We start from the raw sequence: 12,871 nt of genomic DNA on the forward strand, positions 1-12,871 counted from the left end.
CATAATGGAATAGAGATTATGGAGTGATAAAATGAAGTTCCATCTGTTAGGTGACAAAACTAAAATAGAAATAGATATTTTATCCCGTGAATATCCGAATAGTTTTGATTATTGGGATGGAAACTGGCTTGTTTCAAATGTTAAAATTGAAATTCCTGGATATTATGTTGACTTTAATGCAAGTTTAAGAACAGATGATATTAGAGATTTTGTAAATGAATTGAAGTTAATGAATAGAAATTTGTCGGGTAAAGCTATACTGAAAAATTTAGACAGCTTTATACACTTTGAATGTGAAATAGATCGATTAGGCCAGATAGATTGGTCTGGAGAGACTTGCTATCCAGCAGGAAGTGGTGCTGTACTTAACTTCACCTTTATATCAAACCAATCATATTTACATGATTTAATAAAAGAATTAGAAGATATTATTCATGCATTTCCGGTTATTGGTAATCCATAGATTCCTTGAATAGCGGTTACAAATGTAGAAATAAGAAGATCGATAATGGAAAAGGGATGATTGATTTGTTTAACATTGGAAGTCTTGTATTTGGACTCATTGCTTGGATGCTACCTATTGTTAATCTTATGCGATATAAAAGGCCACCTAATAATCGGAATTGGGTAGCTCTTTCTATTTTAAGCATCAGTGCTTGTGCTATTTCACTATGTTTGCAGATTTTTAATATTTATCATCTGGTAAAAATAGAGGATTGGTCTGCTCTTTTGGACACAATGGGTACTGTGGTGTTTATTGCAACAATTCTTCTTGTCGTTACCATTATATTAAATATAATTACGTTGATAATATATCGTAATAGAACAGCAAAATAATTATTATAGTACTGTGAAGGTGGAAAAGGGCTTGTGTTAGATCATTGAATTTCTAGTCTACTTTTACAATTAATCGAATATCATATATACTGGAAATTATTAGAATAGTTATTGAGAGTGACTAAGAGACTTGGCTCGATGACGTCACAGCAACCTACTAAGAGAAAGGTGCTACAACCAACAAAGCGGCTGCTTTGAGTGATAAAAACGGAGAAATTCCTTTTTGCAATCAGAGCAAAGAGGATTTTTTATTTGGAGTGTAATGAATAATCAATTCCATTAATCCAATTAAAATAATCAAAGGAGAGGTTACCATGCCAATAAACATACCAAGAGAATTACCAGCAGGGGAAATCTTAAAGCGGGAAAAGATATTTGTGATGGATGAAGATAGGGCTAGAACACAGGATATTCGTCCGTTGAATATATTAATTCTAAATTTAATGCCTGAAAAAGAGAAGACAGAGCTGCAGTTGTTACGATTACTAGGGAATACGCCAATTCAGGTAAATATTACTTTTCTGAGAATGGCAACACATCAATCTAAAAATGCGAGTAAATATCATTTGGATAATTTTTATACAACGTTTGAAATGGTTAAAGAACAACGTTTTGATGGCATGATTATTACTGGTGCACCAATTGAGCTCTTGGAGTTTGAAGAGGTTAATTATTGGGATGAATTGAGCAAAATAATGGATTGGACAAAGGATAATGTCACTTCTGTCATGCACATTTGTTGGGGAGCACAAGCAGCATTGTATCACCACTATGGCATTGATAAACATGCTCTTTCTAAGAAATGTTTCGGTATATTTAAGCATACCCTGGCTGATCCAAAAGAAGATCTTGTTCGTGGTTTTGACGAGGAATTTCTAGCTCCACATTCTCGTCATACTGGAGTGTCTAAAGAGGCAATAATAAATCATCCAGAACTATTTTTACTGTCCAAAAATGAAGAAGATGCACCATTTATTATTATGTCCAAGGATAAAAAGCATATTATGATTACAGGACATTTGGAATATGATGCAACAACATTAGCTGATGAATATCATCGTGATGTAGCGAAAAAATTAGATATTGATGTACCAAAAAACTATTTTCCGAATGATGATCCAAATAAGAAACCATTGAATACATGGCGTTCCCATGCACATTTACTATTTTCCAATTGGTTGAATTACTATGTATATCAACAAACACCGTATGTTTGGAAATAAACCTATATTTTTTGTATAAACTTCGGAAAAATTATTAATGGATACTGTATTGTAAAACACTTGGGATTTGTCCAAGTGTTTTTCTATGAAATTGAATCTTTTTTGTTCTTCATCTCGTATGTATGAAAAGAGAGGTGAATCAACATGAAAAAAATACTGGCATCGTTTTTATTGATTTTTTTACTAGGGGTATTGTTTTTCCCAATACAAGCATTTGCCCTTGATTATTCGATTGATCAAACAGATATTCATGCCTATTTAAAAGAAAATGGCGATGTGAAGGTAAAGGAAAGTCATACATACCATTTTGAAGATGATTTTAATGGAATATCTAGGACATTAATTCCGAAAAAGAATACAGAGGTTAAAAATTTCCAAGCAACAGAAAATGGAAAAAAATTAAAAATAGAAAATGATGATAACTTGTATAAAGTCCATCGTACAGGTGATGAAGGAGAAACCTTAACGATAGAATTGACGTATGATATTAAAAATGGTGTAGAAGTATATGAGGATATGGCCCAATTTTACTGGCCTTTTTTCGATGAAAGTAATGAGACGGATTATGAAAATATGACAATATATGTTCATCCACCACACGTAACCAATGATGTGCTATCCATTGGCTATGATGCTGCATTACAAAGTGATACAGTAAAATCAGATGGTGTCGTTCAGTTTGATTTAGGATATGTAGGTAGCGGAGAAAATGGGGATATCCGTGTTGCTTATGACACACAACTATTTCCTGCAGTAACAAACCACATAAATCAATCCATTCGTAATGAAATACAAAAGGAAATCGAAACACAAAAGGAAGAAATTGCGACATTTGAAAAAAGACAAACAATGTTAAACAAGCTTGCTCCATTTGTAATCGGGATTTTCGCCATTTACTTGCTTATCCTAATAGGAAAAGCGTGGATACAAAGAAGAATGCTGAAGTACGAAGCAGAACGGTTGTGTATATCAGATTCTTTCATGCCGAAAAATGAAATGAGTATGCCAGCAACGATTCGATATATGAGTAATGGTTATTTAACTGTGGATGCCTTGACAGCCGCTTTATTAGATCTCGTTCGTAAGGGATATGTGAAACAGACGGAGGAAGGAAGCGTTTTTGTTGTACAAGAAGAGACAGAACATGACCATGAGAAAAAATTAATCGACTGGTTGTTTTATGAAATTGGAGATTCAGGTAAATTTACCATAAACGATCTAGAAGATTATACAGAAAATGAAGAGAACCATGAATCTTATCAAGAAGATTTTGATGCATGGCGAGATGCTGTGAATGATGAGATGAAAAGCAATCATCTTTTTGAGGATAAAACGAAAATGAAATGGATTACTGCCGGAATCATCTTTTTACTCCTACCATTTATCATTGTATTTGCTGTATACGAACTTTTTAGCTGGATGACGTTTGGGATAGTATTATTTGTCATGGGCTTATTATTTTCAATCTTTTACAAGATGAAGACAGTCAAAGGAGAGCATATAACCATACAATGGAAGGAATTTCAAGATAAATATGAAGCAGTTACACCAAGTGAATGGACAGAATGGTTAGATGATGATCAAATGCGCGCATTTATTTATGGATTAGGCATGAATAGTAAAAAGATAAGAAACAAATCAGAGACACTTGCAAATGAAGTCCAAGTATATAATACCAGTAATACAGATATATGGATGATGATTCTTCTAGCTAGTGCCATATCAGACCCATTTTCTAACGCGGAGAAAGTTTCTGCTGCAACAATCACAAGTGATGGAGGAGCTGGCGTTGGTTCTGGTTCTGGAGTTGGTGGTGGTGGCGGTGGTTCTGGTGCGTTTTAGAAGCATCTAAAATTAGTGTTTGCCCATTCCTTTATGTCAGTTGTTTAAAGGAAGTAACAATTGAGTCAGGTTATCGAATAAGGAATTATGATTTGTAAAGTTCAAGATGAAGAATGGATGTGTGTTTTCGAATGGATAAAAGAAAGATTTTGACTTATATTTTATGGCTTTACGGATTGAGTTTTGGCATTTCTACTATATTTTTTCTTAGTGGTCTTGGAAATAACCCGTTTTTAATATATATATTCATGCTAGGGTATATGTTTATTCCATTAATTGCCGTATTGATTGTTCAGAAAATAATCTATAAAGAAGCAGTCGCTCGACCCTTATTGCTTACGAGACGGCCAAATTGGTGGTGGCCTTTCGCTATGATCTTTCCGTTGTTACTAATTGGACTAACTGCCTTGGTCGCTATTTTGTTCCCAGGTGTAACACTTGATTTAAGGATGGAAAATTACCTAAGTACCGTAGATGCAACAACTGCTGCAACAATGAATAATTTATTCCAGATGCTGCCTTTCCATCCACTGTGGTTACTCGCTGGTCAAAGTTTTATTGGCGGAATTACCATCAACGCTATTTTTGCCTTTGGAGAGGAGATTGGCTGGCGCGGTTTTCTTCTTCGGGAGTTTCAAGCACTCGGCTTTTGGAAAGCATCATTTCTCATAGGACTCATTTGGGGGCTATGGCATGCACCACTAACAATCTTTGCAGGACATAACTATCCAAGTACTCCTATCTTCGGCGTATTGATGATGACTCTATTTAGTGTGCTTATGTCCCCGATTTTGTCTTTTATTACAATAAAATCACGTTCCATCTTTCCAGCTGCATTTTTTCATGGCGTTATCAATGGTAGTGCTTCCATCGGTATTATGATTGTAGCTGGCGGGAACCCAGAATTACTTAACGGATTGACTGGACTTGCTGGATTCATAGTTTTATCGGCTGTGAATGTAATTATTTTTATTCGTACACGAACCACGATTAACACCAATTACGCTGCAGTTTTTGCGCAGTCGGAAATTCGTTCTAATTAAATCATTATTTCTAGAGTTTTTATAAAATAGTACTTCCAATCGAAAATAGCATAACAGGAGACGAGAATAAAAATGGGGATTGAAACAGGAATCGGTCTTATTATCGGTGTATTTTTTATTTGGATCGGCTATATTGCGCGGACAAAAGGGATATATTCCTTACTAGCCGGATTCTGGATAACGTGGGAGCCGGTTAATAACGATAAATTGGGCAACAGTATTGGTATTCTTTTTATCGTTTTGGGTGTTATCGCCCTTTTAACAGCTATATTCACCGTATGGTTTGGGGCTGTGGTTGGGAAAATCTCTGCAATCCTAGCCCTTATTGATGCGATTATGATTTTTATTGTAATCGGATTGGATCAAATGGGGCGTTGAAAGGATTGTGATATTACCCTCTAATACAATCGGGAACAGTTGCCAAATAAGCATTGTTCAAGAATAGGGTAAAGTAAAGTTGTTGAAGATGGAGGGACACCATTGAGTAAGAAGGTGTTTCACATATATAACATTATTATTTTGCTTTTGTTATTATCATTTAATTTCTTCGTCTTATTTGGGGCAGGAATGAGTTAGGGCGAAGTAGGTTCCGAGACTTGGTTTGCTACTGCTTCCTCGATTGTATTTTGGGTATTTTTAACTTTATGCAATTTTTACGTTCCAACAAGGCCTGGAGAATTTCTTGGTTTCTTATTGTGGTGGTATGCTTATTCTTTTGGGAAACAAGTTTCGGTGTAACGGTTGGTCTAAAAATTGGTTAGATTTCGACTTTAGGATATGTATTATCGTGCTATCATCTGTGCACGTTAGTTAAATATAAATTCAAAGATACCTTCCACATTATATGGTTGTAGAAGGTATCTTTTTTCATTCCATTATTTTTTCATTACTTCACGAATTTGTTCCAATGCCCAATCTAAATCATCTTTCTCGATAATGAGAGGTGGGGCAAAGCGGATGACATTTTCATGTGTTTCTTTACATAATAATCCTTTGTCTTTCAATGCTTCACAATACGGACGAGCTGATTCGGTTAATTCAACCCCAATAAACAGTCCTTTGCCACGCACTTCTTTAATAATCGGATTATTAATTTTCCTTAGCTCATCCATCATATAGTTTCCGAGTTTTAAAGAACGTTCTACTAGATTTTCTTCCACGAGAACATCTAATGCTGCAATAGAAACAGCACATGCTAGTGGATTTCCCCCGAATGTAGAACCATGTGATCCAGGATTAAAGACACCAAGAATATCCTCATTTGCAATCACGCAAGAAATTGGCATGACACCACCACCAAGGGCTTTTCCTAAGATAAGTACATCTGGTATTACATCTTCCCAATCACAAGCAAACATTTTTCCACTACGACCAAGGCCTGCTTGGATTTCATCCGCCATATAAAGGACATTGTTTTCTTGGCAAATTTCATAAGCTTCTTGTAAGAAACCTTCTGGTGGAACATTGATTCCTGCTTCTCCTTGAATTGGTTCAAAAAGAAAAGCTGCCGTATTTTCTGTGATAGCTGCTTTTAATGCGTCAATATCGCCAAAAGGAATTAATTTAATCCCAGGTAACATCGGACCAAATCCTCGTTTATATTCTGCTTCAGAAGATAGGGAGACAGCTGTCATTGTTCGGCCATGAAAATTGCCTTCACAAGCTATAATTTCCGCTTTGTTTTCCGGTACGCCTTTTACATCATAAGCCCATCTTCTGGCAGCTTTAATGGCGGTTTCAACTGCTTCTGCTCCAGTATTCATTGGTAGTGCCATTTCTTTATTTGCTAATTTACAGACTTTTTCATACCATGGACCTAATTGATCATTATGAAACGCTCGGGATGTTAACGTCACTTTATCTGCTTGTTCTTTCAGTGCTTGAATGACTTTTGGATGCCTATGTCCCTGGTTTACCGCAGAATACGCACTAAGCATATCCATATAACGGTTACCTTCAGGATCCTCTACCCAAACACCTTCTGCCTTTGAAACAACAACGGGAAGTGGATAATAGTTTCTAGCTCCATATGTTTCGGTTTGCTGAATTATATCTTTACTATTAATTGTCAAAAATATCCCTCCGATTCTCTTTAAAAAAGTAAAACGCTTTCATTATTTATTATAGCAGGTATATCGAAATGTTACATATCATTCAATTATTTTTTCGTGATTAAATAACATGAACATGGTATGATTAGTAATAAATAAAATATGTAAACAAAAGCAAGGAGGAATTTGATAGATGAATACACATTTACATATTACTTCATGGGTACTAGCCCTTATTTTATTAATTGTTGTTTTAGTACTCCATAAACAAGGAAAAGCAAAGGGTGCTAAAATCACTCATATGATTATGCGCCTGGATTACTTACTAATCTTATATTCTGGTGGAGATTTATTTGGGGCCTATGCGAAAATGGGTATGAGTGGATCATTACTTGGAGAGGTAATCGCAAAAACAATTGCTGGAATATGGGTCATCGCTGCAATAGAGATGATTGCTGTCAAAACGGCCAAAGGTAAATCAACGAAAGGCGCTTGGATTCAACTAGTTATCGCCTTTATTATTACATTGATTTTAGGTTTTACTCGACTTACATTTGGTCTTGCTTAAATAGAAAAGAATACAACAAAATAAGGCTATTCCAAGATGAAGGAATAGTCTTATTTTATTGTTAGAGAAGTCAAAGAGACATGGAGGAAAATATGAAGAAAATAATAAAAATAGGGATGATGATGGCGTTATTTTTTGCTTTCACCCCAATCGCTATATCTGCTGAAGCAAATGAACATCTAGAAGATGAGGTCATTTATGATATTGTTGTAGATCGATTCAACAATATGAATCAGGAAAATAGTGAAAAAGTCGATGTAGATGATCCTTATGCCTACCATGGTGGAGATTTACAGGGGATTACGGTTAAATTAGATGAATTGAAAAGTTTAGGATTTACAACGATTTCTTTATCTCCTGTTATGGAAAATGCAGATAATGGATTTCATGGTTATTGGATTGAGGATCATTTTAAGGTCGAGAACGAATTTGGAACAATGGAAGATTTACAAGAGTTAATTGACAAGGCACACGAACGGGAAATGAAAGTGATTTTAGAGTTTGTGCCAAATTATATAGCAGCATCTCATCCAATTACAACAGATAATAAAGCCTGGATTGATGAATCAGAAAAGATTGATAAAGAAGTAGCTCCATGGTTAGAAGAAGCTGTTGCACTGAATCAAGAACTACCAGAAGTGCAAAACTACTTAAAAGAAGTTGCAGATTATTGGATAGATGAAACGGAGATTGATGGTTTCAAGATTCATGAAGTGGACAAGGCAGAACCTTCCTTTTTAGAAAATTTCACAGGGCATTTGAAAGAAAAAAATCCAGATTTTATTTTAATTGGAACATTATCTGAAGCAAGTGTTGAAATGAACGAGAAAGCAATGGCAGGACTAGACTTTGTGGAAAATAATAAATTACAAGAAGTAATGGCTCATGTGTTTGCAAATGAGGATGAACCTGTATCCCATATCTATACAACTTGGGAGGAAACCGGAAAACAACCTGGCTTAATAAGTATTGATGATAAGTTTAAAAAAAGATTTACACATCAATTTACAGAGGAAGGTCGAAATCTCGTTACAGCATGGAAACTCGCTTTAACTTATATATATACGACCCCAGGAGTGCCGTTCATTTATCAAGGTTCAGAAATTCCAATGTACGGGGAAAAATATCCTGAAACACAAGTTCTTATGCAATTTAATAGTGGGGAACCTGAATTAAAGGAATATTATACTCGAATTTCTTCATTAAGGGAACAGTTTTCTGCATTACGTTTAGGTGATTTTGAAGTAGTTGCAACAGATCAAGGAATGAGTGTTTTTAAACGAAGCTATAAGGATGAAACAGTTTATGTAGCAATAAATAATGATACGGAATCACGTGTTGTAGAATTAACGGACATTGATTCAAATGTTCAATTAAGAGGTGTATTAGAGGATAATCTCGTCCGGGAGAATAAAAATGGTGAATATAAAATCGGCATTCCTCGAGAGTCATCGGAGGTCTATGTTGTCGAAGATGAAACAGGATTGAATTGGATATTCATTCTTCCAATGGTTGTTGTATTTGTTCTATTCGTAGCAGCGGTTATATATTTAAGTAGAAAGCAAAAGCAAATCAATCAACAAGAAACAAAATAGTATAAGGGGATCCCTTATACTATTTTCGTATTCTTATATGAAATCCATAAATAGAGGACCCCAATTCCTAAAAGAATGGCTGCTAAGAGCAATCCTTCTAAGTAGAATGGCACAGAGGAAAAAGCTAACCATTCTGTTAAACCTTGTGTAAATAAGAGTACTTCATTTAATAAGAATCCTAGGAAAAAGATCCAAGCCCCTTTGATTGCTAGGTGGCTAGGACTAAGAATTTGAATCATTGTTAACTGCACTAAAATAAACATACTAACAAATCCAAGCAGAGTAAAATGTAAATAACCAATGACAACAGATCTTGTGTCATATACGAGACCTGCTAAACCAGGAATAATCATACCTAATTCAAGTGAATGTTTGATGACTAACAATGCAAGAACAAATAGGATACTATTTTTAATGAATTTCCCGAAATGCTTGGAAATAGCAGGACTGATTCCTTTTAAAGCATAGACAATACAAATAATAGCAATCCATTGACCGACTACACCTATTGCAGATACAATCGTTGCAGCAGTACCTAAGTCAACCCATAACACGGAATGAAGGTATCCTGGGAATAAGGAAATGAGATAGAGCCAAAATGCACGCTTCATAAGTAACTCATTAACTTTTATTTTTTTAGATTGGATAATAGTAATAAATAGTCCAATTAAGAATAATAGAAACCAACCATTGTATTGGAAATGCAAATAGAAATAAATAGTCATCTCAAAAAGATAAGAGTCCTGTAAACCTTTAGCAGCAATAAATCCTAATAAGAATGGGCCTATCGAAGAAATGACCAGCGCAATTAGTGCCCCTTTTATATAAAGACTTGCTGTTTTAGAAAATAGTCTAGACTTTTTCATTTGTAGATAAATAAACAAAGCAACCCAATATTCTACAAAGATATGAAGAGTAGCCATGATAATTGAAAATACATCATATCCTTGATATATATAAGCAAAAAACATTAGAATGGTTACTATAATCACGGTAATAATCATAAAATGCACATGTTTCTTAGATTTGATGTTTGTCCATGTTATTTTTAGGAAGATGAGTAGTAAACCTAAAAATACCCATCCCAGAAATGCTACATGGGAGTGTGCATGTAATAGATGATCATATGGCACACGAGAAGGGGAAAATGGATAGATTCGCATCCAAATTCCTGTTCCAACAACAAAAGCAAAAAATAAGAAAGTAAAATGTGTGATGTACTTTGGCATGATGTCATCTCCCTATTCAATATCCTCTATACCTATGATGCTTAACTAAATAAGAGGATGCAAGGCTGTAATAAAAATGTCAAAAGAAAATAACAAGTATATGACGAATTAAGAACAAATGTCACTATAATTTCTATCATTTTGAAATAATTTAAGTTACTTATAGTCATTATTTAGGAAGAAAAGGGCAATCGTTCCTGGGCCTGAATGTGCACCAATAACAGCTCCTACCATCTCGATGAGCACATCTTGAACAGGAAATTTTTCTTTAATCATTTCTGCCAATTGTTTCGCTCGTTCGATGTCATCTCCATGGCTAATACCAATTATTTGGTTTTCGAAATCTGTTCCACGTTCTTCCATGATTTCCAACATTCGTTTTAGTACACGTTTGGAACCACGGACTTTTTCAATAGGGATTAATTTACCTTCATCCACATGGAGAACGGGTTTAATTTTAAGTAAAGAGCCAACAAATGCAGCTGTTTTGCTCACACGTCCACCACGGTATAGGTACTTCAAATCATCTACCGTAAAAATGTGCTCCATATGTTTGGTATGATATTGTACGGTTTCAATGATTTCTTCCATACTCTTTCCTTCATTAGCAAGCTTTGCAGCACGAATTGCGACAAGTCCATAACCTATGGAGGCACATTTTGTATCAAGTACATGAAGTTCCGCTTCTGGATATTCTTCTAAGACTTGTTGCTCCATCATTTTTGCCGTTTGATATGTGCCGGATAGTTCAGATGAAAATGATAAGTATAATAAGGCATGTTTTTCTTTAGCATATGTCGTAAAAATAGTTTGAAATGTCTGTAAGGAAACTTGAGATGTAGTTGGACTTTCTCCACTTCTCATTGCATCATAAATTTTTTTAGGAGTAATATCAATCCCATCTCGATATTCTTTTTTAGCTAAATGAACAGTTAATGGTAGCCTTTCTATTCCATATGTTTTATACTGTTCTTCGGTTAAATCACAAGCAGTATCAACAAGAATCTGAACATTCATGCTTTCACCTTCATTTCTATGTAATGTATTATAATAAGTTTATCTCTAGTATACTACTTAGTCAAAATGTTTCGTTGGAAATAAGGGAAACATAGAATAAAAAGGGAAATAGTTGTTTTAAAGGAGGACTTTATGTAATGGTAAAAACAGAATTGAAAAGAACGCTTATAGTCATTTTTGGTGCATTTTTAAATGCGATTGCTTTAAACTTTTTTCTAATTGGTGCGAATGTTTATGCGAGTGGTTTTACAGGTGCAGCACAATTAGTTTCGAGTATATTTAATGATTTTTTTAATATTGGTATTGGAACTGGAATATTACTTCTACTGTTTAATATTCCTGTAATTATAATAGGCTGGTTGAAGATTGGAAAAGCATTTACTATTTATAGTTTAGTTTCTGTTGCATTTACATCATTCTTTCTAGAATTACTTCCAGTCCTCCATTTATCTGATGATATTATTTTAAATGCAGTATTTGGTGGTTTAATTGGTGGTGCGAGTGTTGGATTAACATTGAAAATAGGTGGTTCCACAGGTGGTATGGATATTATTGCCTTGATTTTATCGCGAATCAAAGATCGGCCAATTGGGATTTATTTTTTAACGTTAAATGCGATTATTATTGGGACAGCAGGGATTTTGTACGAACCTGAAAATGCGCTATACACATTAGTTTCACTTTATGTAAACACTCGTGTTATTGATACAATACATACACGCCATACAAAAGTAACAGCCATGATTATTACGAAAAAAGCAGAAGAATTACAAAAGGCAATTCACCACCGTTTAGTCCGCGGTATTACTATATTACCTGCAAAAGGGGCTTATTCGAATGAAGATAAAAATATGTTATATTTAGTGATTACTCGCTATGAATTGTACTATTTAGAGGAAGTGATTCAGGAAACAGATCCAGAGGCATTCACGAATATTGTAGAAACGGCTGGCATCTTTGGATTATTTAGGCGAGATGATTAATATGAAATCTGTGTTCAAAGGGGAGAAAATCAGTGTGAAACAACGTTTTATTTTTCTATTAATAATTTTGTTGGCATTCTTCTTAGTTAGTTGTGAAGCGGGGGAGGAAAATGAAAACTCCGATCGCCAAGAATCCACGGAAGAAGAGAAAGCAGACGAACAAACAAAAGTAAAGTTTAGGGGAATACATGTAGATGTTCAAGCAAAAGAAGTGGTGATTCGGGGCAAGGTAAAAACAAATCAATATGAATTTTACTATGAAATGGAACAGGATGGCAAGAAGATTGTTGAGGAAACAGCCTATTCTGTAGATAATCCAAATGAAGAATGGGAAAGTTTCGAAATCATGTATGATACCCCAAAAGAAGTAAAGGAAAATGGGGAGTTAGTTATTATTAATATTTACGGAAAAAATATTCATGGAGATAAAATTAGTTCCAATTATATTACAGTTGATTTCTCTTATTTATAAACTTCTCTTCT

12 protein-coding genes and 1 riboswitch are annotated in these 12,871 nt (G+C 34.7%); of the genes, 9 read left to right on the forward strand and 3 right to left on the reverse strand.

Translation table 11 applies throughout. The features are described 5' to 3' along the window. Window positions 1-31: 31 nt before the first annotated feature. From FHP05_RS09995 to FHP05_RS10020, 5 genes are all read left to right on the forward strand, one after another. On the forward strand, window positions 32-463 hold the full coding sequence (locus FHP05_RS09995) for a WapI family immunity protein (RefSeq protein WP_147667843.1): 432 nt from the start codon (window positions 32-34) through the stop codon (window positions 461-463). Window positions 464-942: 479 nt separating this feature from the next. Then, a riboswitch (SAM riboswitch) is annotated at window positions 943-1,045 on the forward strand. Between the two features lie 106 nt (window positions 1,046-1,151). Further along, on the forward strand, window positions 1,152-2,060 hold the full coding sequence (gene metA / locus FHP05_RS10005; protein WP_147667847.1) for a homoserine O-acetyltransferase MetA: 909 nt from the start codon (window positions 1,152-1,154) through the stop codon (window positions 2,058-2,060). 144 nt (window positions 2,061-2,204) lie between these two features. Beyond that, window positions 2,205-3,902 (forward strand): DUF2207 domain-containing protein, encoded by a 1,698-nt coding sequence (locus tag FHP05_RS10010; RefSeq protein ID WP_147667849.1) that lies wholly within the window; start codon window positions 2,205-2,207, stop codon window positions 3,900-3,902. Between the two features lie 131 nt (window positions 3,903-4,033). Further along, window positions 4,034-4,945 carry a CPBP family intramembrane glutamic endopeptidase gene (locus tag FHP05_RS10015; protein WP_191126317.1) on the forward strand — a complete coding sequence of 304 codons (912 nt, stop codon included), beginning with the start codon at window positions 4,034-4,036 and terminating at the stop codon, window positions 4,943-4,945. A gap of 72 nt (window positions 4,946-5,017) precedes the next feature. Then, window positions 5,018-5,323: a hypothetical protein gene (locus FHP05_RS10020; protein ID WP_147667853.1), complete on the forward strand. Its 306-nt coding sequence runs from the start codon at window positions 5,018-5,020 to the stop codon at window positions 5,321-5,323. 497 nt (window positions 5,324-5,820) lie between these two features. Here the strand turns inward: FHP05_RS10020 and FHP05_RS10025 are convergent, their stop codons facing one another. Continuing rightward, the gene (locus tag FHP05_RS10025) at window positions 5,821-7,017 is read right to left on the reverse strand and encodes an ornithine--oxo-acid transaminase (protein ID WP_147667855.1); all 1,197 of its coding nucleotides are present in this window, start codon (window positions 7,015-7,017) and stop codon (window positions 5,821-5,823) included. A 172-nt stretch (window positions 7,018-7,189) separates the two neighbouring features. On the opposite strand from FHP05_RS10025, the gene FHP05_RS10030 reads away from it, so the two are divergent. Next, window positions 7,190-7,564: a DUF1516 family protein gene (locus FHP05_RS10030; protein WP_147667856.1), complete on the forward strand. Its 375-nt coding sequence runs from the start codon at window positions 7,190-7,192 to the stop codon at window positions 7,562-7,564. A 92-nt stretch (window positions 7,565-7,656) separates the two neighbouring features. Then, the gene (locus tag FHP05_RS10035; protein ID WP_147667858.1) at window positions 7,657-9,159 is read left to right on the forward strand and encodes an alpha-amylase family glycosyl hydrolase; all 1,503 of its coding nucleotides are present in this window, start codon (window positions 7,657-7,659) and stop codon (window positions 9,157-9,159) included. A gap of 14 nt (window positions 9,160-9,173) precedes the next feature. Here the strand turns inward: FHP05_RS10035 and FHP05_RS10040 are convergent, their stop codons facing one another. Together FHP05_RS10040 and FHP05_RS10045 are read right to left on the reverse strand one after the other, a co-directional pair. Continuing rightward, the gene (locus FHP05_RS10040) at window positions 9,174-10,388 is read right to left on the reverse strand and encodes a hypothetical protein (RefSeq protein ID WP_147667860.1); all 1,215 of its coding nucleotides are present in this window, start codon (window positions 10,386-10,388) and stop codon (window positions 9,174-9,176) included. A 156-nt stretch (window positions 10,389-10,544) separates the two neighbouring features. Then, the gene (locus tag FHP05_RS10045; protein ID WP_147667862.1) at window positions 10,545-11,405 is read right to left on the reverse strand and encodes a DegV family protein; all 861 of its coding nucleotides are present in this window, start codon (window positions 11,403-11,405) and stop codon (window positions 10,545-10,547) included. 137 nt (window positions 11,406-11,542) lie between these two features. Between FHP05_RS10045 and FHP05_RS10050 the strand changes: the two genes are divergently transcribed. Together FHP05_RS10050 and FHP05_RS10055 are read left to right on the forward strand one after the other, a co-directional pair. Then, on the forward strand, window positions 11,543-12,388 hold the full coding sequence (locus FHP05_RS10050; protein ID WP_147667864.1) for a YitT family protein: 846 nt from the start codon (window positions 11,543-11,545) through the stop codon (window positions 12,386-12,388). Window positions 12,389-12,422: 34 nt separating this feature from the next. Next, a complete protein-coding gene (locus FHP05_RS10055; protein ID WP_147667866.1) occupies window positions 12,423-12,860 on the forward strand; it encodes a hypothetical protein in 438 nt (145 codons plus the stop codon). Window positions 12,861-12,871: the final 11 nt, after the last annotated feature.

The organism is Cerasibacillus terrae, from assembly GCF_008039555.1.
GTDB classification, from domain to species: domain Bacteria; phylum Bacillota; class Bacilli; order Bacillales; family Amphibacillaceae; genus Cerasibacillus; species Cerasibacillus terrae.